General features: G+C 32.9%; 18 protein-coding genes. 3 read left to right on the top strand and 15 right to left on the bottom strand.

The window, feature by feature from the left end:
• Positions 1-87: 87 nt before the first annotated feature.
• Both U6A24_RS22255 and U6A24_RS22250 read right to left on the bottom strand, forming a co-directional pair.
• Entirely contained in the window at positions 88-2,016 is a 1,929-nt protein-coding gene (locus U6A24_RS22255) for a polysaccharide biosynthesis protein (protein ID WP_324182236.1), read from the bottom strand.
• Entirely contained in the window at positions 2,013-3,146 is a 1,134-nt protein-coding gene (locus U6A24_RS22250; protein ID WP_324182235.1) for a DegT/DnrJ/EryC1/StrS family aminotransferase, read from the bottom strand. The genes U6A24_RS22255 and U6A24_RS22250 overlap by 4 nt, the downstream gene beginning before the upstream one ends.
• A 916-nt stretch (positions 3,147-4,062) precedes the next feature.
• On the opposite strand from U6A24_RS22250, the gene U6A24_RS22245 reads away from it, so the two are divergent.
• Together U6A24_RS22245 and U6A24_RS22240 are read left to right on the top strand one after the other, a co-directional pair.
• Positions 4,063-5,283 (top strand): MBOAT family O-acyltransferase, encoded by a 1,221-nt coding sequence (locus U6A24_RS22245; RefSeq protein WP_324182234.1) that lies wholly within the window; start codon positions 4,063-4,065, stop codon positions 5,281-5,283.
• Between the two features lie 9 nt (positions 5,284-5,292).
• Positions 5,293-6,270 carry a hypothetical protein gene (locus tag U6A24_RS22240; RefSeq protein ID WP_324182233.1) on the top strand — a complete coding sequence of 326 codons (978 nt, stop codon included), beginning with the start codon at positions 5,293-5,295 and terminating at the stop codon, positions 6,268-6,270.
• Between the two features lie 28 nt (positions 6,271-6,298).
• On the opposite strand, the gene U6A24_RS22235 is transcribed toward U6A24_RS22240, so the two are convergent.
• From U6A24_RS22235 to U6A24_RS22195, 9 genes are all read right to left on the bottom strand, one after another.
• Positions 6,299-7,447, bottom strand: a complete 1,149-nt coding sequence (locus tag U6A24_RS22235; protein ID WP_324182232.1) for a GNAT family N-acetyltransferase — start codon at positions 7,445-7,447, stop codon at positions 6,299-6,301.
• Positions 7,447-8,535 (bottom strand): GNAT family N-acetyltransferase, encoded by a 1,089-nt coding sequence (locus tag U6A24_RS22230; RefSeq protein ID WP_324182231.1) that lies wholly within the window; start codon positions 8,533-8,535, stop codon positions 7,447-7,449. Before U6A24_RS22230 ends, U6A24_RS22235 begins: the two co-directional genes overlap by 1 nt.
• A 34-nt stretch (positions 8,536-8,569) precedes the next feature.
• Entirely contained in the window at positions 8,570-10,807 is a 2,238-nt protein-coding gene (locus U6A24_RS22225; RefSeq protein WP_324182230.1) for a NeuD/PglB/VioB family sugar acetyltransferase, read from the bottom strand.
• 50 nt (positions 10,808-10,857) lie between these two features.
• Positions 10,858-11,460, bottom strand: a complete 603-nt coding sequence (locus U6A24_RS22220) for a sugar transferase (protein ID WP_324182229.1) — start codon at positions 11,458-11,460, stop codon at positions 10,858-10,860.
• A gap of 38 nt (positions 11,461-11,498) precedes the next feature.
• Positions 11,499-11,738, bottom strand: coding sequence for an acyl carrier protein (locus tag U6A24_RS22215; protein WP_324182228.1), 240 nt, complete (start codon positions 11,736-11,738; stop codon positions 11,499-11,501).
• Between the two features lie 6 nt (positions 11,739-11,744).
• Positions 11,745-13,244: an AMP-binding protein gene (locus tag U6A24_RS22210; RefSeq protein WP_324182227.1), complete on the bottom strand. Its 1,500-nt coding sequence runs from the start codon at positions 13,242-13,244 to the stop codon at positions 11,745-11,747.
• 33 nt (positions 13,245-13,277) lie between these two features.
• The gene (locus tag U6A24_RS22205) at positions 13,278-14,378 is read right to left on the bottom strand and encodes a hypothetical protein (protein WP_324182226.1); all 1,101 of its coding nucleotides are present in this window, start codon (positions 14,376-14,378) and stop codon (positions 13,278-13,280) included.
• A gap of 20 nt (positions 14,379-14,398) precedes the next feature.
• Positions 14,399-15,004 carry a sugar transferase gene (locus U6A24_RS22200; protein WP_324182225.1) on the bottom strand — a complete coding sequence of 202 codons (606 nt, stop codon included), beginning with the start codon at positions 15,002-15,004 and terminating at the stop codon, positions 14,399-14,401.
• 324 nt (positions 15,005-15,328) lie between these two features.
• Complete coding sequence (locus U6A24_RS22195; protein WP_324182224.1) at positions 15,329-16,483, bottom strand: glycosyltransferase family 4 protein; 1,155 nt, start codon at positions 16,481-16,483, stop codon at positions 15,329-15,331.
• 365 nt (positions 16,484-16,848) lie between these two features.
• Between U6A24_RS22195 and U6A24_RS22190 the strand changes: the two genes are divergently transcribed.
• A complete protein-coding gene (locus U6A24_RS22190; RefSeq protein WP_324182223.1) occupies positions 16,849-18,963 on the top strand; it encodes a right-handed parallel beta-helix repeat-containing protein in 2,115 nt (704 codons plus the stop codon).
• Positions 18,964-19,015: 52 nt separating this feature from the next.
• Here the strand turns inward: U6A24_RS22190 and U6A24_RS22185 are convergent, their stop codons facing one another.
• From U6A24_RS22185 to U6A24_RS22170, 4 genes are read right to left on the bottom strand one after another with little or no spacing between them, the layout of a single operon-like run.
• Positions 19,016-19,939 carry a hypothetical protein gene (locus U6A24_RS22185; protein ID WP_324182222.1) on the bottom strand — a complete coding sequence of 308 codons (924 nt, stop codon included), beginning with the start codon at positions 19,937-19,939 and terminating at the stop codon, positions 19,016-19,018.
• 2 nt (positions 19,940-19,941) lie between these two features.
• Complete coding sequence (locus U6A24_RS22180; protein ID WP_324182221.1) at positions 19,942-21,354, bottom strand: MBOAT family O-acyltransferase; 1,413 nt, start codon at positions 21,352-21,354, stop codon at positions 19,942-19,944.
• Between the two features lie 11 nt (positions 21,355-21,365).
• The gene (locus tag U6A24_RS22175) at positions 21,366-22,748 is read right to left on the bottom strand and encodes a phenylacetate--CoA ligase family protein (protein ID WP_324182220.1); all 1,383 of its coding nucleotides are present in this window, start codon (positions 22,746-22,748) and stop codon (positions 21,366-21,368) included.
• A gap of 1 nt (position 22,749) precedes the next feature.
• The gene (locus U6A24_RS22170) at positions 22,750-23,889 is read right to left on the bottom strand and encodes a glycosyltransferase family 1 protein (RefSeq protein WP_324182219.1); all 1,140 of its coding nucleotides are present in this window, start codon (positions 23,887-23,889) and stop codon (positions 22,750-22,752) included.
• Between the last annotated feature and the right edge of the window lie 101 nt (positions 23,890-23,990).

The raw sequence follows: 23,990 nt of genomic DNA, 5'->3' as shown, positions 1-23,990 counted from the left end.
GTTAGTACTTTAATAAGTAAGTCATCGATTTGAGTCACAAAAATATAACTTTATTTAATTTAGCAACACAATTTTTGCCTTAAGCAATTAGACTAAAACCTTTGATTTTTTTTCAATAGTGTTTGTATTGATCTTATCAATACTTTCGAAGGTAGAATTATTTGAAATGTATTCCGGTACAATTTCTTTAAGTTTCCCCACTATTTGGTGATCATGGTTTAGTAAATTCATGATGCATAAATCATCTATTTTATCTTTTACGCCTGCACAATCATTATCATCAAATTTGCTAATCATAATTTTCTTATGATATGTTGGCAGTGTATTTTCTGTATCGGCCAATAATTCCTCGTACAATTTTTCACCAGGTCTTAAACCTGTTATTTTAATATCTATATCATTAGGATAATTGAGCCCTGATAATCGAATCATCTTCTTGGCTAGATCAAAAATCTTAACAGATTCGCCCATATCAAAAATAAAGATCTCGCCACCATTACCCATTGTTCCTGCCTCGATAACCAATTGTGAAGCTTCTGGGATGGTCATAAAGAAACGGGTAACGTCTTTATGTGTAACCGTCAATGGTCCTCCTTTTTGAATTTGTTTCTTAAATAATGGAATCACAGAACCATTAGATCCCAAAACGTTTCCAAATCTAGTAGTAATAAACTTGGTTTTACTTGTCTTATGAAGACATTTGATATACATTTCTGCAACCCTTTTTGTAGCGCCCATAACATTTGTAGGGTTTACGGCCTTATCTGTCGATACAAATACAAACTTATCAACTCCAAACTCTGAAGATAAATCTGCTAGTTTTCTCGTTCCCAAAACATTAATCTTTATTGCCTCACAAGGATTGGATTCCATTAAAGGAACATGTTTATAGGCAGCGGCATGGAAAACCATATTAGGTCTGTACTTCTCAAAAATGGTTTCCATTCTTTGATGATCCCTAATATCTGCTACGATAGGTACAAAATTGGTAACGCCTTTACTCAACAATTCTTGCTGTAAATCATATAATGCTGATTCTGCCTGATCCACCAAAACTAAATTTTTATACGAATAATAAGACGCTTGTCTTACGATCTCGCTTCCTATAGATCCTGCTGCACCAGTAATTAGGATTATTTTATTGTTAAGCTCTTTTTTAATATTTTGGTTTTCCATATTTATTGGTGCTCTTTCCAATAAATCTTCAATTTGAATTTCTTTTATTTGCGAAACTTCAAGTTTACCATCAATCCAATCATTAACGGCTGGTATAATTTTTACTTTAACAGGAAGTTTTAACAATTTATCAGAAATCTCAGACAACCTCTTTTTACTTATATGCGGAATCGAAACAACAACTTCTTTTATGTTATTCTTCACGATAAAACTTTGCGTCAACGTGCTAGAAGAATATACTTTTATTCCGTTAATTGTTTTTCCTTTTTTCTGGGGGTTATCATCTATGAAACCGAAAACCGATAATGATCTTTGAGAGTCATTTGTTATAGCTGCAAGTGTTATTAAACCAGAATCGCCGGCACCATAAATCAATATTCTAGAGTTTTCTCCAATTTTTGATTTGATGTAATAATAACAATACTTGAATATTAAACGACTTGTAGTAAGCGTAATAATATTGAGCATATAATGAATACATATAATAGACACTGGAATATTTAAGATTTCTGGAGCCATTAATGATCTACTTGACAACATCAAAAATCCAGTAAGTGCTATCAAAACGGTAACGGCTAGAAAAAGATTGTATGCATCTCTCATTCCTGTATGCCTCACAACTCCTTTATAGGAACCAATTACCAAAAAACTTAATGTAGCCAAACCAGCAACAATTGGCAATTGATAGAATAGGTTTGTGGTATCAAAATTTAAAGTAATCCCGAACCTAATAACGTATGCCAAAAAGAAATTAAAAATAGTTATGAATACATCTATAGCCAGGACTAACCATTGTGAAGCGTGCTTGTGCGAGTTATTTATTAAAAAGCGCTTAATCATCTCAAAACATTTTTAATTACTGATACAATTCGATATAAATCATCTTCTTCAAGATTAGACCCGCTTGGCAAGCAAAGGCCGCGATCAAATAAGTCATCAGAAATTCCATTGAGGTACGCATTACAATCTGCAAACACAGCCTGTTGATGCATGGGTTTCCATAACGGTCTTGATTCAATATTTTCTTCGGCTAAAGAAAGTCTGAGTCCCTCACGTAATTCGTAAGAACTTGTCACGATACAACTTAACCATCTATTAGAATAAAATCCTTTAGGTTCTTCCAAAAAGTTTATTTCTGAAGAATCTCCAAGATGTTTCTTATAGAACTCAAAATTTCTTCTGCGTTTGGCTACATGATTATCCAGCACTTGCATTTGTCCTCTTCCGATTCCTGCAGTGATGTTACTCATCCTATAATTGTAGCCTATTTCTGAATGTTCATAATGAGGAGCATTATCCCGTGCCTGAGTGGCCAAAAAGATTGCTTTTTCTTTATGCTTAGCATTTTTGGAAATTAAAGCGCCTCCACCAGAAGTAGTTATTATTTTGTTTCCGTTAAAAGAAAGAATAGCAATATCGCCAAAAGTACCGCATTTAACACCATGATAGGAACTCCCCAATGCCTCGGCACTATCCTCCAAAACAGGTATTCTATACTTTGCAGCTATAGCATGTATGGCCTCAACATTATATGGCATACCATATAAATGTACAGCCACAATTGCTTTTGGCTTTTTACCTTTAGAAATTCTATCTTTAATTGCTAATTCGAGTTGTTCTGGACAGATATTCCAGGTCTCTTTTTCGCTATCTATAAAAACTGGCGTAGCGCCAAGATACACTATCGGGTTTGCTGAAGCTGCAAATGTCATACTCTGACACAATACTTCATCACCAGTAGTTACCCCTAGAAGCTTTAAACCAAGATGTAGCGATGCGGTCCCCGAACTTAAAGCCGCAGTATGGATATCGTTATTAAGATATGTTTCAATATCCTTTTCGAATCCATCTACGTTAGGTCCTAACGGTGCTACCCAATTTGTTTCAAAGGCCTCTTTTACAAAATACTGCTCTGTTCCACCCATATGCGGCGAAGAAAGCCATATCCTTTTTGAATCAATTACATTCATAATCTCCCATTAAAATGAACAATAATTCTTACCTCGACCATAAATCAACATTGATTTACAATCAAAATCTTTTTCATGACAATCTAAAAAAACGCTGGAAGAAGGGGGTAGAAACTTCCTTAATTTGAAATTACTTTTAATTTTATTTTCCGTTGCTAAAATAGTTTAGTTAGATCAATTATCAACTTAAAATTTTATTTTTTAGACAGAATACTTAAAAACTTCGTTTAACGGTTCAACTTACTACAATTACTTACTTACAATACGTAAATCCCGTAAGAAAAATATGATATTGGTGTCAGGTTTTTACTAGTAATACTGATTAAACCTCGTTTTCTATTTCTTAATTTAATCATAAAAAGAACTATCCTCTTCAAAATCAAATGAAAACATTAAAAAAAAATAAAATACCCCATCTGTCAACGACAACACAATGATACTGCATAATTCCCTTAAAAAAGAGAGTGCAACAACTCTAATTCAAGGGGGTATTTTCCCCTTTTCATGCAAAACTACATCAACTTACTTTTCTTTAACATTAAGAAGAGTTTAAAATAATCTTAATAATTCTTTGATTAATCTAATTAAATACATAAAATTTGTGTCTTTGTAAAAATTAAAGAGTTGACGCAACTAGTTAATTTGTAAAATTCCCCGATATTTTTTAACAACCAATTGATTTTGAATGCTATTTAATTCATTAGATTTTTTCATCTTTTTACCAATTGTTTTTGTTTTATATTGGTTTATTTTTTTCAGGAAAATTAAAATTCAGAATTCTTTTCTTCTTCTGTCTAGCTATTTTTTTTATGGTTTATGGGACTGGAGGTTTTTATTTTTAATTCTAGGGAGTACCATTGTTGATTTTTGGGTTGGTCAAGCAATTCATAGTAGCCGTGAGGATAAAAAAAGAAAAATGTGGCTATGGGTAAGCGTAGTATTCAACATTGGTCTTCTGGGATTCTTTAAGTATTATAATTTCTTTGTTAATTCTTGGGTTGATTTTATTTTTATTTTAGGATATGAGTTAACAAGTACATGGACCCTTCAGATAATTTTACCGGTTGGAATATCTTTCTATACTTTTCAGACTATGTCTTATTCATTAGATATATATTATAAGAGACTTACTCCCACCAAAGACTTCATATCTTTTGCCACATTTGTAAGTTTTTTTCCACAATTGGTAGCAGGCCCTATTGAGCGGGCATCGAACTTATTGTCACAGATAACAACAAAAAGGACTTTTAATTACACACAATGTACCGAAGGTCTTAAACTTATTCTTTGGGGATTATTTAAAAAAGTTGTCATTGCAGATTCTATAGCTCCCATAGTAGACGATATTTTTGCCAACTATAGTCAATACCCGGCTTCAACATTAATTCTTGGAGTATCACTTTTTAGTTTTCAGGTGTATGGAGATTTTAGTGGATACTCTGATATAGCAATAGGAACTGCCAAATTATTTGGTATAGAGTTAATGTCTAACTTTAAATTCCCAACTTTTTCCAGGAATGTGGCAGAATATTGGCAACGTTGGCATGTTTCATTATCAACATGGTTTCGCCATTATGTATATATTCCCTTGGGAGGAAGTCGTGTAAGCAAACTTAAATCAGTTAGAAACATAATTATCATATTTCTGGTAAGCGGTTTTTGGCATGGAGCCAATTGGACCTTTATTATTTGGGGTGCTATTCACGCCGCTTTATATATTCCAGTTTTTTTGATGGGAAGAAACCGGATTTATATGAATAATGTAGTTGCTGAAAATACTTGGCTTCCAAGCATAAAAGAAGTATTTCAAATTCTGTTTACCTTTATACTAGTGACGTTTTCAAGAGTGTTTTTTAGGTCCGAGTCTATTACAGATGCTTTTGGTTTTTTACAACAGATATGTTCAAATTTCACCTATGAGAACTATGAACATCCCTTAGGATACCGAATGATAGATTATTTTATCTTGTTAGGTATTTTTGTCTTATATGAATTCAGCATCAGAAGAGATGAACGCGCACCTTTCAAGTTTAAGTCTCGTTTTGTACGATTCGCACTATACACTTTGGTAATTCTGGGAATGGTCTTGTTTTTTGACGATAATATTGATAGGTCATTTATTTATTTCCAATTCTAAATTGTAAGAATGAAAAAACTAATTATAAAAAGCGCCATTTATGTTTTTCTTATATTAATACTTCTAGAAGTATTAGTGCGCCTTTTTCACTTAGGAAAGGATACCCCTACAAGATTTGTTGATGAGCATAAAGTAGAGAAATGGGTACCTAATCAAAATGGATTTTCGGTTACTGGTAATCGAAGACAAAACTTTTCTGAATATCGCATAAATAATTCTGGGTATAACTCTTATAGGGAGTTCACACCAACAAAGGAGAAGATTGAAATTGCATTGGTTGGCGATTCTTTTATTGAAGGGTTTCATCAGGATTACTACAATTCAATTGGGAAAAAAATTGAAAAAAAAATACCTGCCGTCGAGGTTTATGAATACGGATATGCTGGTTATGACTTTGCTGATCAAATGCATTTGGTACATTCATATAAAGATCAATTTGAATTAATCGATCATATAATACTAGGGATCAAATTTTCTAATGATTTAACACGGGGAGAATACAATGTAGTTTATGGCAGGTTGGCGCTTGAATCCCCAATGAATAGATTGTTAAAAAAGAGTAAACTATTGGTATATTGCAAAAGTATTGGGATTCTGGATCCTCCTCAAAAACTTATATACCGGTTAACTTCTGCTTTAAAATCCAAACAAAAGACAAAACCTTTGAAGGATGATGAAATTGCAAAAATTAAAAAAGAAAAGGAAAAACAATATTTAGCAAATTTTGAGAGTTTGATTTCAAAATACGGTTTCGACAAAGGGCGTTATGCATTACTTTTGGATTCAAGAGTAACACCCCCCGTTTTCTTATCATATCTTAAAGAAAATAACTTTAACTATATTGATTTCGCCACATCTTTTGAAGCCACGACACGATCTACAACTCTTATTTATGACAGACATTGGAACAATCACGGTAGAGAACTCATTGCCAATATAATTGTAGCGTACCTAAATAACAAAAGGCCAACAAAAATTGTAAAATAATGCCTTTACGTATAGTGTATTAGGACGGTCAAAAAGTAATTTTCTGCATTTTAGATTCACCAACGATCAAATATCTCTTTTCTGTTTTAGACACTTCAAACACTTTGACCTTTGTAACGTGTTCTATTGCAGAATACAAAAAATCAAAAGTAGGTTTTCGTAAAAATGAATACTCTTCATCTGTATAATCTACCAGTGAATATTCAAAATCTTTTGTCACCTCTTCTAGAGGTGATGTTGTATAGGATATCTCAAAATTATTATCCTTTTTGCGACTCGCTTTGAATTTCTTATAACGAACATAGGCTATTTTAAACACAAACTCTTTCAAACTAACTTTTAAATATTCAATATTCGCTTTAATTGAAGCCAAAAACGATTTTTTTGGGTAAATAATTTGGTGTTCAAAATGGTAAATATGATTGCACCACTCACGTTTGTAACTCAAATCCCCCATTCCCATTTCATAGGAATCGTGATTATTGGCTATACACCAATCTAGCTTCTTAAATATCTCTACACTACCCAAACTAAATTTCCCATAATCTATATCATAAGAAGAAATAGCGCTAAACAGTTTTCCTTGAAAATGATGATTCAGTGAAACTACTATGGGTTGGTCATTACTATAAACTACAAATAGTGATGCTTTTTTCTCATTGATTAAGGAGAAATACATTTTTTGATACCGATCCCATTGTGTAAGACTTTGACTTGTATCATTACGTTGTTCAAATCTTCTTACCAACATTTTTTGCAAACGCTCCATCAAAAAATCATATTCTTCTTTTTCTATATCCCCATAAAAAGTCTTGTAAGAAATAGTAAAACAAGATTCTAATCTTTTAATCCTTCGTCGTATACCTTTGGCATTACTCCTAAATCGGTTTTTTACATATGCATCTGCACTTGCAAAACCTTCAAGAAATATAGCATACCCTTTAAAAAATTGATGTATTCTTTTTGAAGAAAAAAAAGTTTTATCAAAAGATGGTTTTAGATAATCAGGAATAAAAAAAATCGAATACATTTTATTGGACTCTTTTACCTGACCCTCACTATAATCAGGGTTTGTAAATGCCTTTTTATTATCAAAGAAAAACACTTTAGAAAACAGTTTAGGAACTATTCCTCGTTCATACACCTCGAAAAAATAATCGATATTTTCCTTTTTCATTATTTAGTAAGTCTATAAAATGGAAAAAAATAGTTTTTAAGCTCCTCTTTTTCTATACCAGCATAATCATTATTAGACAACAAGCATAGTTCATCATATACTTTTTGGTCCACAATTTTTCTACCAGTGCAAAAAACAACATCCTCATCTTTAGGGAAAAGAGATTTTTTGCTTTTATACAATCCATCTCCATCTTTCATCCCTCCACCAAGAACGTAATACTGTTTGCCTTGGTCAATGGCCCATTCTATTATTTTTACTCGTAAGAAATCATTGGGTCTATGACTGAAATACTCGGCATTGGTACCTCCCAGAAATGCAAAAATTGTACTCTTATAGTTAATAATCAGCTCTACAGAAATCGGAATGTTATCAAAATATGCAACTGCTATAGAAAAGTTGTTAATATTAGAAAATATCAAATTTTCAAAATATGAATCTGAAAAAAAGTAGATGCTATCGGCCTTATTTCGCCTCATCGTTTCTACATAGATATCATTAAAAATCGTAACAACTTCCTTTGTTAGCTCTTCATTATGAAAGATCTTAAACTCAAGATTATAATTAGTTGCTTTTCTGAAGTTGTTTCTGACTTTTGGTAAAAAAGCTGTCCATTGATCATCAAAATTTTGAAAAAGCTGCCCTCTTACATTTGAAAGTGATTTGATAAGGTCACCAGAATATTCTCCAAAATTTTCATTTAGACTAAAGCGTATAAACTCTGTAATAACATTATTTTCTTTATACCATTGGTCTACAGATTCCCAGAAATATGCTAGGTCCTTTGCCTCTATAGTATCGTTAAATAGCGGCCCACTATAGCCATAGGGACTTATCACATCATAATACGGGTAATTTTTCCCTGCTATGTTTATAGACCTAAATACAAAAGGCATCAGGATTATTGGCGAATCAGATTTTTCTAATAAAAAATACTTCAGGGTATCTGATTCTTTACCAAAATACTGTAAATGTTCAATAGAATAATACACATTATTATCCCATTCTTTTTGAAGAAGTGCTTTGTATTCCAATACATTCGAACTATCATCAAGATCTTTAATAAGTAGTCTGTAGTTTTGCTTCAATTGTTTATACGATTTATTAGGATAGAGACTAAAGTTAGTTTAGGGGTTTTTCTTCTAATTCACTTTTCTTTAAAAAGTAATTATTTATTTTTTCTGATAAAACATTTGACAACCAAATAATTCTACCGCAATGTTCTAAATGCCATACCGCTTTTCCTTCAAAAATATTCCCAGCAAGCAAAGGTCCAACAATATGAAGGTTTTCAAAGGATTCCAGGGATTCGTTTACCTCAAATCCAATTTTTGACTCATTCGGTTTACAATACCCTTTGTACATTAAATTTTTTAACAGTTCTGGAATGTTATCTTTGGACAAATTGGTGCTACCGATGCAATTTATTACAATATTTACCGGTTCTTCGAATATTTTATTTTCTCCAGATTTGGTTTCCAAATACTCAAGCAAATATTCACCATTGTTATTTTTCTTAATATCACTAAATCGACCGGCAATATGGTCAAAACGACCTTCATTTCTTAATTCATCTATAGTCTTGGAGTAATGAAAACCAGCACATCTTTGTCGACGCCCTATTTCATTTCCATACAAACATGCAAATTTTTTCAATTCGTCCTTATCAAGTCTTCCTAATAATGCACCAAAGGCCTTGGATATAATTTCTACCGTAGAGGCTGCTCCCAGGCTTATTTCATCTGCATAGTCCAGATCCTTAAATGTAGCTTCTGCTATAGTTTTTGCCGTTAATAAATTTTCATTTGCCAGGGCATGTAAATTGAAAGGAGTATACTCTTTTCGTTTCTCTCGATCAATCACTGCATCTGGCAGTAAACCTTGAGTCGAAAGAACTGTGAATTTGTTGACATTTGATTTTATTCCCTCAAGATCATTCAGTTTATACAACATTTCGAGACCACTTGCATTTGCCCCAACAACCAGAACATTAGGTTTTTTACCTTTATTCCTGCTCGCAAAGTTCTCGATCTTATGCAGTACCTCTTTTAACTCGGGTTTGTATGGATCATTAACAAAAAGTAGGTTATCTTCTTCTATTAGGCTTTCATTTTTCCATAAATGATTAACTGGTAATGACCCTACTGAAAGTATCACTTTTTCAGAAGACACCTTTTCATTATTCTCTAAAGAGATTATATATTTTTCATCATTTTTTTCTACATCTACAACTTCACCTGTTAGGTAATCTACTTCAATTAATCCTTTAATTTTCAAGGATTCTAATCTACTTTTAACTTTTTCGTCGATATACCAGCCAAAGAAACGTCTAGGGATAAAAAGATCTTCCCAATCGTTATTTTCAATCTTATCCTGATGAGTACTAATCCAATTGGCCGCCAACGTTCCGCCATCTTTTTCAAATTCGTGTAATAACCAATTCTTGTTATTGTTAAGCCATTTGATAAATTTTCCTAATTCTGGCTCTGGCAAAAAGTTTTTTAGTGATGTGATGAGGTGTACTGAAAAACCAGATCTATTTCCATAAGGTATTCCTGCATGAAACTCTGGATACTTATCAATTATCGTGAGCTTAATTTTCTTTTTTAGATCATTTGTTTCTATGCGATCAAGAAAATGTAAAATAGTGAACGACGAGGATATTCCAGAACCTATAAATGCAATATGAGATGGCATACTCGTGTTATTGATTTGGTTTTCGGGTAGTCTTGTTTTTATAATCTTTCCCGGGTTTCCCACAACTGTAGAATAATCTGGTACATCTTTAAGAACTACGGTACCTGCGCCTATCGTACACCATTTACCAATTTTTACCTTTGGTATTACTACGGCTCCTACTCCAACATGAGATCCTTCGCCAACTTCAACATGACCACACAATGCCGCTTTTGGCGAAATATGAGCATAATCCCCTATTACATTATCGTGATCTATGCTTGCCGCTGTATTGATAATTACATGCTTTCCTATTGTCGTATTTGGTTGAATTATTGCTCCGGCAAAAACTACTGTTCCCTCTCCAATTGCAGCACTAGGAGCGATAATTGCTGATTGATGTATCGCTTTTTCAAAATCACTCTTCAGAAAGCCTGCAATCTCTGCCCTTTCTGCATTAATACCTACTGCAATTATTACTGGGTGCCCTTCATGCGGAAAAGCTTTTAGATCTTCTCTTGCCCCAGAAGTAACATTCTTTGAGGCATAATGTCGTCCAGAAGGTTTATCATCAAACGTTTCTGTCACTTCATATCCATTATTTTCCAGTACTTCGCGTATGACCTGAGAGTGGCCTCCTGCTCCGTAAATTCTAATTTTTTTAAGCTCCTTGGTTACTTTCATTTTCCTCTCTTGATATATTTAAGTTGATTCGTTGGTTGTGTGAATTCTAGTTAGTTATTTCCTTTCCAGGCAGGCATTATTGTGTTTTGGTCTACATTAACACCCTCTTTTTTAATTACTTTCTTGATAGTTAAAAACAAAATATTGATATCCAAAAGAAAAGTAAGATTCTCTACATACCATACATCGTATTCGAATTTCTTTTCCCAGGAGATTGTATTTCTACCTTTAATTTGAGCCCATCCCGTTATTCCTGGCCTCACATTATGTCTTTTTTTCTGTGTTTCGTTATACAAAGGTAAGTATTCTACCAATAGAGGCCTTGGGCCAATCAAACTCATATCCCCTTTTAAAACATTAATAAGCTGTAAAATCTCGTCTAAGGAGTACTTTCTAATAAAGGCTCCTGCTTTGGTTATTCGGGAAACACTATGAACATCATCGTCTTTGGACTTAAGATCGGCCATAGTTTTAAACTTGATTATCTTGAATAATTTACCATTTTTTCCCGGTCTATTCTGTAAGAAAAATGGTTTTCCTCGGTTAACGATTATCAACATTAAAACGAGTACTACAATGATTGGTAATAGCACTAATATCCCAAAAAAGGATAAGAAAAAATCAAATACTCGTTTTATATATGGATTATACATAGTAATCCTGAATTGTTTGGTTTAGTAAATCTGTGTAATTATAGTTCAGACTCTATGGTTTTAATCAAGTCTCCAACATTATTCATATTCATTAAATCCATAAGCTTGAATTTGATATTAAAAGTTTTCTCAACTTCGGTAATAAGCATCATATGAGTAATAGATTCCCAACCATCAACATCGTTGGCTGTGGTCTCATCTTTAAGCTCAAAATTATCATGTTCTAGCACCTTTACAAAAGCTTCTTTTACTTTGGATACAATTTCTTCTTTGTTCATTATCAATTATTTATTTATATCGAAATATGTTCTTAATTTTTTTCTGTCAATTTTTCCGTTAATACTGTGAGGAAACTCCTTAATAAACCGCACATGCATCGGAATCATGTAATTTGGCATTTTAGATTTCATATGAGTAAAAATATCTTCGGTATCAAAATCCTCCGATTCTATAGCCAGACCTAATTCAGCATTACCAAGATTATTTGTAATGTCTATGGCAACCATATTCACTTTTTTCTTTGATTTGGCTTTAGCATGAAATTCAATTTCTGCCAATTCGACTCTGTATCCTCGAATTTTTACCTGAAAATCTGCGCGTCCGGCATACAAAAAGTCCCCGTCTTCATCTTTAAAACAAAGGTCTCCTGTTTTATAATACCTAATTTCTTTTCCGTTTTCATTTCTTACAAAGAAGCTCTGTAAATTTCGTTCTTCATTTTTCCAATATCCTGGAGTAATTTGAGGGCCCGCCAAACACAATTCTCCTGTTGTATTTAAAGATACTTCTTCATTCTGTTCATTTACGACAAGGTATTGTGTGTCTTTTTGTGGTGTACCAATCGCAATAACACCATTATGATTTTTGGTATCTGTTTCTTTATGATATGGGTAAAACCCACTATATACTGTAAATTCTGTTGGTCCGTAGTAATTAAATATTTTACAATTCGGAAGACAATCACTCCATTCTTTTGCTATATCATTATGCAAAGCTCCTCCTCCAAAACTACAATATCTCACGTCTGGAGCATTAATCTCTGCAAAATATGGTCGCAGATAATTAATGATCGAAGGTACCATAGTGAGAACCGTAAGTTTTTGCTCTTTGATTAATTTAAAAATATAAAAATACTTTATTGCTCCTTTTGGGATCGTATAGATACAGGATCCTGCCAAAAGCGGAAACAAATAGGTTACTACCGAAAAGTCAAAAGTGAGTTCAAACATCTGTAAACATCGATCTGTAGGGACCAGATTAAATTCTGGTTCGGCGTCAATTGCACCTACCAAAGCATTTACATTATCAAAAGTAATGGGTACACCTTTGGGAAGCCCTGTGGTCCCAGATGTAAATAGTATATAGGCTAATTGGTCTCCCTTTACTTCTTTGGGTTTTAGATTAACTTCAGTTTCAGAAATTGTTTTGGACGCAATGACCTCGAAATCTTTATATACTGTCGAATCTGAAGAATCAAGTACATATTTTGTGTCTGTTAACTCAAAAACTTTTGTATTTCGTTCTATAGGTGTAGCTGGATTTACAGGAACATACGCTTTCCCTTCGAACCAAAGAGCGACTATGCTGGCGTATGTTTGAAGATCATCATTGGTTACCAACCCAATTAATTTTTCAGATTCGGGTATTTTCTTTGATACTTCTGATCTTATCTTAGATATTTCTTGAGCAAAATCTTGATATGTAAAAAAAGTATTACCAATACAAAGTACATTGTTATCAGCATGCTTTTCGATCGATTTTTGTAATCTTTTTACAAATTCCATTGGTTATTTATTATTGGTCAATTAACAATTTGGTTAATAAAAGTGCCCATCTCTATTCAGCAAATTGATATTTTCAAGATCCAGATTAGTTTCATCATGCGCCAACCCTTTCTTGGTTACCTTATGCCTAAAGATTGTTTTGTATCGTTTTGAAATTGTATCAGATAATCGGCTATCATCTGTAAAAATAAATGTTCTTTTGGTCTGAATAAGATTTTCAATTAAAGCATCCACGCATGTATCATAATTTTGCTCATCTTTTACCAAAAAATATTTGATATTAAATTCATTATAGTTTATCACATACGAGAGAAAACCAATTGTTTCTTCACCTTTCATTATTTTCAAGTTATGCAGATGAATATTATCACTTATTCCAGTCTGTAGATATCTGTAAGGATGTTTCCAAAGCAACGGTGCCTGTGTATATTGAATGTTACTAAGTTGCCAGTTTATATATTCTTTTGTTTTATAAATCAAATCATTTTTACACAGTGGTTCTATAAAGCTCCAGGTCTCGTCATCAATTTGATTAATATAATCGTAAGATAAACCCTTTACACGATTCTTCAATTTTGATTTATTTATACCTCTAAGAAACCTATATGATAAATTATCAAAAATATTCAAAAAGAACTTGAATGACTTTAAGAACCGGAAACGCCCTATAAGCATAGAAGCATCCAAACTAAAAAATATCGTATGCCTAAGTCTTGAAGCAACAACTGTAAAAGGTTGTTTTTCATAAAATGCAGTGACGTTTTCGGCATATGATTTTATTAGTATTTGCTTACCGGTAAGATTAACCGCTTCATTATAGATATAGGTTCCCAGAACTGTATCTTTATACTTCGGTGACACCCACCAGGATATCATCCAATATACTTTTTTTGGTTTGTCATTGGGAGTACTTGCAAGATCGGGAAACATATAAATAAAGGAAATCATCTCGGTATCTTCATACCCAATTACGCCACAGTAATCTTCCTCTTCTATTCTTGTATTGGATACTAACCAAATAGCTTTACTTTTTGGCATAGGAGCGCGAGCATCCTTTTTCCAATACGTGTTTTGATCTATCGCATCCCTTAACATTTTTTTTGTTAAGGCTATAACTTCTAAATTCTTACCCATTTATTTTATCTACAATAAAACTAATTATTACCGTTAAAATATTCTGATGTTAACTCATTTGACAAATTAACATCTTCTTTTTGTATTACCTTTTTGAGAGTGATCCCAATTATTCTCAAGTCTGTGAGCAAACTAAGGTTCTCAACATACCACACATCATATTCAAACTTTTTTTTCCAGGTTATAGAGTTTCTTCCATTTACCTGCGCCCACCCGGTTATCCCGGGCCTTATATTGTGTCTCTTTTTTTGCTCGTCGTTATAGATAGGTAGATATTCAATAATTAAAGGACGAGGCCCTATTAACGACATCTCTCCTTTTAATACATTAAATAATTGGGGTAATTCATCAAGCGATGTTTTTCTTACAAAGCTTCCAACTTTGGTTAATCTATCCTTATCTGGCAATAAATTACCTTCATCATCCTTTTTATCATTCATTGTTTTGAACTTAACAATACTGAAGATTCTTTCATGTTTACCTGGCCTTCTTTGAATAAAAAAAGGTTTTCCATTATTGGCTATAGCCAGAAAAATTGTAAGTAATAATAATACTGGGGAAATGAGAATTAGTAAGATCAATGAAATACTAAAATCAATAACTCTTTTGAAAAAAAACTTATACACCTTACAACAATTTAAAACAGTATCATATTGGTCTCTTTAAACTAAAATTAGCAAAAGTATAAACCATTTGCTAAAATTTAAATAAATACAAATCATAATACCCTTATAATCAACAATAAATTATATAGACCCAATAAAAAATATTGAGCACATTTTTAATAATAATGTATCGGGGGATTTATGAATGAATATTCATTGTATTGTTAGGGAACACGACTAGAATTTCATCTTTTGATTTCATTACTAAAATCAAGCACAAATATACAATCAATTATTGAATTCTATACCCAAAACAAACAACTTTTAAGCAAGAAATCAAAAACCTCACAATGTTTCATATTCCTCTAATATTGCCTTCCAGATCAGCTTTCGCTCGTACCTGCTAGTAATAGAATTACGGGCTTTGCTTGCCATATTAGATCGAAGCTCCTCATTTTCAATCATTTTTTTCATATTGTCATAAAGTGCTTCCTCATTTTTAACCGGTATAATGAGCCCATTGTCTTTATTAGAAATAATCTCATTACAACCATTAATATTGGTAACAACACTTGCCAACCCCATCGAAGCGGCTTGCATTACTACATTTGGAAAACCTTCTCTATAGCTTGGAAAAGTTAAAACATCAGAGATAGCAAAATATGGTCTCACATCATCCTGCCAACCTACAGATATAATATTGGGATTTGTATTAATTTCAGTTTCAGTTTCTTCAGAAAGAGGATCTAATTCCTTTTCATAAGTTCCCACAAGTAGTAATTTTACATCCTTATTTGTGACATTAAGTTTTTTAAAGGCTTTGATCAACTCATTAATTCCTTTATCAGTCACAAACCTTCCAACATATACAAAAACGAGATCCTTATCTAATATATTAAGTTGCTTCTTTAACGCTTTATTGTCTTGTTGACTATATAATTCTGGATCAAAGTATGAAGTATCTATTCCGTTTGAGCTTCCATTTCCTATAACCTTCAGTTTGCTTGGTTTTGTAAACCTATTTTGTAAAATTATTTTTTCCAGTCCATAGGAATTTGGATATATCATCGTTGCGCAGCGATAAGTAAACTTCTCTACGGTATCCAACAAAAGTCTTTTTGCCCCTCGAGCTTCTAATAGTGGCAGTCCAGCTATGGTGTGTAAACGATGTGGAACACTGGCGAGTTTTGCCGCTAGCATAGAAAGTGTTCCGGCTTTTGGAGTATGGCTATGTACAATATAAGGTCTCTCTTTCTTGAAGATTTTATAAAGTTGGTACACCGCCATTAAGTCCTTAAACGGTGTAATTTTACGAGTCATCTCGACCGGGATCACCCTAACCCCCTCTTGCTTGCCAACTTTTTGAAGCATATCATCGCCTTTGCTGGAAACACCAACAACTTCATAATATTGTGACATAAATTTTAATTGCCCTTCTAATAATCTCCCCAATGATATAGGTACGGTAGTAACCCTTATGATTTTGTTCTTCCCTTCCATTAAAACAAAAAATTCTAATCCGATTTTATAATTAGGTTGCAAATATAGACATAAGATATTCTTTTCGAGGGTTATTGATAGTTTTTGGAACCCAAAAGTCGTGATTTATCAAATTCTAAAAATATTATGTCTGAAATAAGGATTCTACAAAAGAACCAAATACCCTTTGCTATTTTACGGTTATTCCGTAATATTGCAAGTTTTTGATTTTCAATAACTTAATTTTAAGTAAATTTTAACATTTTTTATCGATATAACGCACAATAATACCGATGAAAATACGTTTCTTTGCTAACGAATTTAAAAATACTATATGAGAGAATAACTACTTAAACTAAATTTTATAACCAAATTTACTGAGTGCCATGAAGAGAACATCCCCCTTCTTTTTGTTATTCTTATTAACAGTTTTTACTATTTCATGTAGTAACGAAAATTTTGAAGAGGTTGAACCTGATGGAGGTAATCCAGATACAGACAACCCAGCTCCCGATCCTGATCCAGACCCTGATCCAGAAGACCCTGACAATACAGCTACAACTCCTTGTGATTTTGATTTATCAGGAGTGACCGCTAATCAAACTTTTGTTATTGATTGTATTTTGGATCTTCAAGGAGAAACTATCAATCTACCAGCAAATGTTACTTTCGAATTTGATAAAGGTGATATTATAAACGGTACCTTAAACTTTTCTAGTGGCGGTAAGATTGATGGACGATTAATGAGTTCAAAACTTGAGCTACAAGGCGATGTGACGTTAATTGACCCTACTTTCAGGTTTTTCCCGGTTCGATGGGAAATTACTGAAGGTAATGTTACTCAACCAGAAGCCTTCAAAAATCATGAAATGCTTCAAAAAGTAGTTACTCTTACAAAAGAAATGGGAGCTTCTACCTTTACCGTTAACAAAATGGATGCATTTTTTGATTCGGCAGATATTTTTGTTCCTGCCGTATTCTTACCTTCAGACTTCCATTTTCAAATGTCAGAAAACACAAGAATGCGCGTTTTTCCTGCAAACGGAAACTTCTCGACAAGAATGTTTAAAATAAGAGGTGTAGAAAATGTGAAACTTTCTGGTGGTTATATCATTGGAGAACGTGACGAACATGGCCCTACTCCAAATGGATCTGCTACTCTTGTTGATATAACAACAGGTATAAATATTATAGTTGAGAATGTACACATGAGTAATTCTGGTACTACAGGGTTATCTGTAAATAGTTTAAAATTTGCTCAAGACCCAGAATATGTGCCAAGTAGAAATATATTAGTAACCGGATGCACATTTGACTCTAATAGACGTAACAACCTTTCGGTTACTGACGGTACAGAAGTAATCATAGAAAACTCAAAGTTCTACAGAGCCGGAATAGATACTGATTTTTCTGTAGGAAGTTCCCCAAAAGCTGGTATCGATGTAGAACCAGATGAAAGACAAAAAATAGATGGTGTAATTATTCGTAATTGTATCGAAGAAGGTGGTGCGGGTGCTTCTTTTATAGCATCTGGAGGAAACGATATCACATTTATTGGAAACGATATGCAAAAGCCTATGGCCTATAATATTGCTTCCAATGTAAAAATCATTGACAATATCATTAGAGAAGGTGGTATTGATGCCGGAATTAAATCAGACGAAGGAAGAAGAAGAAACCGAGGAAATATAATTTCAGGGAATACAATTATGAATTTTGGTGTGGGTATCAAAGCGTATAATCAGGATATCAAAATCTTTGACAATAAGATTATCAACTGTGGAGTTGGTATCATGATGAATGCTCTTAAAGATTCTGAAATCTACAATAACACTATTACATCAGACATAGAGGTTAGTTTTGGTATCAATGCACTTGATTATGTAGATAATGTAGTTGTGCGTAACAATACGATTGATGTAGTTGGAAGATCTGTATTCTTGGATGTAGTGAATTTCCAACCTGAAGAAAGAGATTATAAATTCGTATTTAGAGAAAATAATTTTAACACTGGTAACTTTGGAATGATGAGAGGTACCATTGGTGTTGACATTATTGACAATACATTTAATAATGGTTTCCGTATAGATGCTTCAGAAAATGTATTGTTTAAAGGAAATAATATTATAAATAACACTCCATTTACCGTGCATATTTCGAACAGTGAAACTTCAAAAAATATTACTATTGAAGATAATATTATAGAAAATACAGATACCGGCGGACAAGGAAACGGTATTTTGGGGAGTTCTCCAAGTGATGTAAGAGCAGATTCAAATATTGTGATCCGTAATAATACATTTAAAGTTAAGGGCTTTAATAATGGTATTAATATTAATGGTTTCAACAATCTTACTATCGAAGGCAATAAAGGAGAATCTGAAGACAGACCTTTTATATACTATCGCGGTGATAATTCTGTTATAAGAAACAATCAAACTTTGGCAGGTGTTGCTACAAATGATATAGAAGGAAACAATAATGTTGTTCAAAATAACTAAACTAAAAAACAATCTTAGTTTAAAAAACGGCCAAGATAATCTTGGCCGTTTTTTATTTTAGATTCCTAATTTTATTTGCTACGGCTTTACTAAACAATTTAGCACCATCATCATTTAAATGAGAAGGATCATGAAACAAATCGTTTTGGTTCAAAAATTGTTTGGAATTAAAAAAATCCATCACTGTAACATTTTCATTTACAGCTATATTCATTATTTTTTTAAATGATTCGTTTTCTGAATTATCTATGGGATCAAACTTTGGTGAGGTGACAAAAACAAGATCTACATCATTTTTCTTTGCACTATCGATAAATCTTTCTAGGGCTGTAACAAAATTACTATCAATTTCTCTTCTATTAACTTTTAACATTTTCGATTTGTTAGTCAAAGCAACCTTTCCGAATAAAGGACGATACCCTTTATAATCAATTTGTGGTGACAAATGATATCTAAGTGCATGAACGATTGTTGAATTTGTTTGATAGGACTTAAAAAACAATTTAAAATCGATAAGTTTTGATTGCAACCCTAATATTGGCCGCAATTCATCTTTATACTCTTCATAATACGGATGAAGATCCCCTAGTCTATCATAGGCTTCTTTTGAAGAATACAGAAAACCCTCATCAATGTTGAGAATGATAAGTTTGGGTTTTATACGCTTAAAAATCATCTGTTGAAGAGCCAGGTGATACAATAACTGTTGTCCTTCTGCCCCAACATTATAACACGTCTTATTTAATTCTTTTTCAAAAACCTCTGGAACATAATGCCTATGTGCATGCGAGCTTCCAAATATTAAAACGTTATCTTCAGATTTCTTTATTGCATGGGTTGACCTTGCATATTTTCCTGTTTCCTGGTTGAAAAACAATTGCTTTGACATTGTACCCAACAAAAAATCAGCAATAAGAAAGACAACAATAAACTTTCCTATTTTAACAAGCGATAACTTAAATTCTCTCTTAATCATTTTTAAAACTGAAAATAAATGAACTGACTCTTATCAAATACTCCAAAATAAAGGATCATATAAACTAAAACTGCATACCCCATCAATCGTACCCATTCAAATTTGTGTTTTGATATCGAAAATACATTATCAAAATACTCTTTTTTAAATTCAACCATCAAAAGAATAGCAATAGCCAATGTAGCATAGATTGATGCAGCAATATCATCACCGCTTCCAATATACAATCGACCCGGAACAGTTACTATCTTTTTAATCATATAAAAAGCATCTGAAACACTATTAGCTCTAAAGAAAACCCATGAAAAATTGATTAGAACAAAAGTGAGAAGTACATTTAGTACCCCTTTTCTATTTTTCTTAAATATGAGCACTTCTAGAATTAAATAAGCGCCATTTAATGCTCCCCACACTACGAATGTCCAATTGGCTCCATGCCATAAACCACTAATTAAAAATGTAATAAAAAGATTAAATAACCAACGTGGCTTTTTTGCACGATTTCCTCCCAAGGGAATATAAAGATAATCTCTAAACCATGTAGACAATGAAATGTGCCATCTGGTCCAAAATTCGCTCACTGAAGCTGCAAAATAGGGTCGCCTGAAGTTGGTCATCAAATCAAAACCAAAAAGTTTTGAAGTACCAATTGCAATTAACGAATACCCCGCAAAGTCTCCATAAATTTGAAAAGCAAATAGTACCGTGGCCGCAATAAAACTTAAACCATCATGGTTTTCAATGTTACCGTATACTGCATCTACATATATTGCTGCTCTGTCGGCTACTACCAGTTTCAGAAAAAATCCCCAAATCATTAACTTGATTCCATAAGAAAATGCCTGATACGTAAATTTTCTTTCTTTTAAAAACTGTGGTACCAAATTCGTTGCCCGTTCAATAGGTCCGGCAACCAGCTGAGGAAAAAAAGATACAAATGCCGCAAAAGCAACAAAATCTGCTGTAGGCTTTAATTTATTGCGGTAAATATCTATCGAATAAGACAATGTCTGAAAAGTGTAAAAAGAAATTCCAACCGGGAGAATCACCTGCAAAGTCCAGGTGCTTTTCAATTCGTATCCTATAGAAGTAAAAATATCAATCCAGGACTCTATAAAAAAATTATAGTATTTGAAGAATCCCAACAAACCTAAATTAAAAAAGATGCTCACCCAAAGCCACTTTTTTCTAACTTGCTTTTGGTCAGAATTGTAGATTTTATGTCCAACAATAAAATCGGTAATTGTACTAAGCGCAATAAGTGATAAAAAACGCCAATCCCACCAGCCATAAAACACATAACTAGCTATTAATAAAAGAATGTTTTGAAGCTTTATCCTTTCATGGGCAATAAACCAATAGGCAACAAAAATGATAGATAAGAAAAAGAAAAACTCGAATGAATTAAATAGCATACAAAATTAGTTTAGATCTTTTCTTTTACATTGTTTTTTATCAGCCTGAATTTACCACTTTTCTCTACTGGTATTTCCTCAACATGTTGTATTTCTATACCGATTGTTTGTCCCATCCTGTCTCTTAAATTCTTGAGAAATACTTTTTCATATTCTGAAGTGTAGACTTTTTCATCCTTTTCAACAAGAACCAAAATTTCATTTATAGCATCCTGTATAATTTGAAATTTAATGATTCCTTTTACTCCTTTTAAGCAATTAGAAACATTGCCGAGGTTTATTTTTCCTGTTTCTTCAGAATATATATAATCTGATATTCGGCCAAGGACCTCTTTCACCAAAGGATTATTGTTTCCGCAATCACAAGTGCCTTCTCCTAACTCAATTTGATCTCCAATATCATAACGAATTAGAGGAGTCCCGTGAGTATTAAATGAGGTTACCACCAAACGACCTGCCTTGGCCTGTTGATTTTTTTCGTCCAACACTTCAAAAACCCCACTTTGCAACTCGAGATGAAGTTTTTTGTTCTCGCATTCAAGAATGAAGGGCGCTCCTTCTGAAGAAGCGTATTGATTATACAGATTTGTTTTAAAAAACCCTTCCAATACTTCTCGTATATCTTGAGTAATTGTTTCTGCCGTTGGAAATATCGCCTTAACAGTATTCGCAGGGAAGTCTATCCCATGTGCTAATCCGTACTTTGCAATTTCGTACATAGTTGATGGAAAACCGACCATGTATAAGGGTTTATATGCAATCAAATTCTCTAGGTAATATTTCAAATACTTCCCATGAATATGAAAAGTAGAATAATACCTTACCTTATAAATGTAATCTGTTTTCCAAAATCTGTTTTTTTTAATGTCACGGTTACTCAATAAGTTTTTACCACTAAACCAAGCTGTATTTTTTCCTAGTTCGTATCCAAAACTACTTCTGAAATTGTCGAGTAAAGCAAAACGTTCCTGAACATCTTTGTGCGTATACAAAACCTCTAAAGATTTACCTGTAGTTCCTCCTGTTTTGGAAACAATTCCTTCATCCTTACGTATCGTATAAATACTAGAATAATTACTGCGTAAGGTTTCTTTATTAATTATTGGAAGACTTTGAATATTGGATATATCTTTTGCCTTTGACAAATCACCCAAGGTTTTCTTATAATAGTTAGAATTGGATATCGCATATTCTATAAATTCACTATATTTTTTAGCCTGTATTTTTTTTAACTCTTCCAAAGACAAGTTTCTATTGGCTTTATAGTATTTCATAAAATCTGCATATTTCCCTGAATATCTTTTCTTATATGCTAAAACATTATACGCAGATACAATCAAATTTTGAATAAAATGTGGGGATTTTTCGTAAATTTTCTCTTGTAAACTTCCCATGTTACTTATTTACTTGTTTTAAATAAAAATCCTGAAACACTTCTGTGTTTTTTAAAATATCATAACCCTTATTGGTTATCACCTCAACATTATTAGCTTTATTTGATGAGGCACCGGCCAATATCTTATCAACCCATACATTTGGAGTATCTGTAATTGATAAAAATTGTATATCATCGGTTAAACATACTTCTGTGGTTATTGTATCAGATGCAAGAACTTTTAATCCTGCCGATTGTGCTTCAATCAAAGTAACTGGAAGTCCCTCATAAAATGAAGGAAATACAAAAACGTCCATCATCTGGCATAGTTGCGGGATATCGGTTCGAACTCCCAAAAAGTGAACTTTATGGTAAATCCCTAGATTTTTAGCTTCTTTTTCCAGCGAACTTCGTAAAGGACCATCCCCTATCAAAACAAGACTAGAATTGGGGTTTTCTTTTAATAGCGCTGCAAAAATCTGTAGTAAAAAAGAATGATTTTTTTGACTCACAAAACGACCAATATGGCCTATTACCAATTCATCCTGCAAACCAAATTTTTCTTTATACCTCTTCTCTACCAATGTATCATATGCAAAATCCCGGGTGTCGACAGCATTGTTCATCATGGTAAATGGTATATCTCCAAAAAGCCATTTACCCGCTTTTTCCCCGCAAGAAAAGAAGTGAGAAGGATCACGCTTTATTTTCTTTTTGAGTTGAAACTTTACAAGTTTCTTCAGTGTTTCTTTGATACCTTCTTTGGGATTGAAAAAAGATCCCAGATTAACTTCATTAATTGCAATATGCGCATGAGCTATACGGCAAGGAATATCAAACTCCTTAGCTATTTTTAACGGAAAAGGACTAAAAGTATTAAGATGAGAATGAATTATTGAATATTCAGTATGCTCTTTAAAAAAAGTTCTTAACGCTTGATAATATTGCTTTGGAAAAAAAGGATTAATCGGATCAAATCTATATATTTTACCACCTAAGCTCTCTATCTCATCATCAAAAGCTCCTCTTTCTTTTCTATGTACCAAAAAATCAAACTGAATCTTGTTCTTATCAATCTTTCGATAATAGTTCATAATCATAGATTCTGCCCCACCCCGATTCATGACCGTAAAAACCTGCAAAACTCTAGTAACACCCATTAAAAATCGTTTTTGGTTTTATATCTAATGTACATATTAAGAAGGATCCCAAATGGAATGGCCAGAATCGTAGTTAGTTTTTTTGGTGACTCTGCCAGGAA

The organism is Aquimarina gracilis, from assembly GCF_035285365.1.
Taxonomy (GTDB): Bacteria; Bacteroidota; Bacteroidia; order Flavobacteriales; family Flavobacteriaceae; genus Aquimarina; species Aquimarina gracilis.
The sequence above is the reverse complement of the archived record's forward strand: the minus strand, read 5'-3'. Positions and strand labels throughout refer to the sequence as shown.

What these genes read in the sequence shown, in the direction of transcription:
- U6A24_RS22255 (WP_324182236.1), bottom strand. Translation starts at nt 2,016, where the DNA reads ATGATTAAGCGCTTTTTAATAAATAACTCGCACAAGCACGCTTCACAA.
- U6A24_RS22250 (WP_324182235.1), bottom strand. Translation starts at nt 3,146, where the DNA reads ATGAATGTAATTGATTCAAAAAGGATATGGCTTTCTTCGCCGCATATG.
- U6A24_RS22245 (WP_324182234.1), top strand. Translation starts at nt 4,063, where the DNA reads ATGTGGCTATGGGTAAGCGTAGTATTCAACATTGGTCTTCTGGGATTC.
- U6A24_RS22240 (WP_324182233.1), top strand. Translation starts at nt 5,293, where the DNA reads ATGAAAAAACTAATTATAAAAAGCGCCATTTATGTTTTTCTTATATTA.
- U6A24_RS22235 (WP_324182232.1), bottom strand. Translation starts at nt 7,447, where the DNA reads ATGAAAAAGGAAAATATCGATTATTTTTTCGAGGTGTATGAACGAGGA.
- U6A24_RS22225 (WP_324182230.1), bottom strand. Translation starts at nt 10,807, where the DNA reads ATGAAAGTAACCAAGGAGCTTAAAAAAATTAGAATTTACGGAGCAGGA.
- U6A24_RS22220 (WP_324182229.1), bottom strand. Translation starts at nt 11,460, where the DNA reads ATGTATAATCCATATATAAAACGAGTATTTGATTTTTTCTTATCCTTT.
- U6A24_RS22215 (WP_324182228.1), bottom strand. Translation starts at nt 11,738, where the DNA reads ATGAACAAAGAAGAAATTGTATCCAAAGTAAAAGAAGCTTTTGTAAAG.
- U6A24_RS22210 (WP_324182227.1), bottom strand. Translation starts at nt 13,244, where the DNA reads ATGGAATTTGTAAAAAGATTACAAAAATCGATCGAAAAGCATGCTGAT.
- U6A24_RS22205 (WP_324182226.1), bottom strand. Translation starts at nt 14,378, where the DNA reads ATGGGTAAGAATTTAGAAGTTATAGCCTTAACAAAAAAAATGTTAAGG.
- U6A24_RS22195 (WP_324182224.1), bottom strand. Translation starts at nt 16,483, where the DNA reads ATGGAAGGGAAGAACAAAATCATAAGGGTTACTACCGTACCTATATCA.
- U6A24_RS22190 (WP_324182223.1), top strand. Translation starts at nt 16,849, where the DNA reads ATGAAGAGAACATCCCCCTTCTTTTTGTTATTCTTATTAACAGTTTTT.
- U6A24_RS22185 (WP_324182222.1), bottom strand. Translation starts at nt 19,939, where the DNA reads ATGATTAAGAGAGAATTTAAGTTATCGCTTGTTAAAATAGGAAAGTTT.
- U6A24_RS22180 (WP_324182221.1), bottom strand. Translation starts at nt 21,354, where the DNA reads ATGCTATTTAATTCATTCGAGTTTTTCTTTTTCTTATCTATCATTTTT.
- U6A24_RS22175 (WP_324182220.1), bottom strand. Translation starts at nt 22,748, where the DNA reads ATGGGAAGTTTACAAGAGAAAATTTACGAAAAATCCCCACATTTTATT.
- U6A24_RS22170 (WP_324182219.1), bottom strand. Translation starts at nt 23,889, where the DNA reads ATGGGTGTTACTAGAGTTTTGCAGGTTTTTACGGTCATGAATCGGGGT.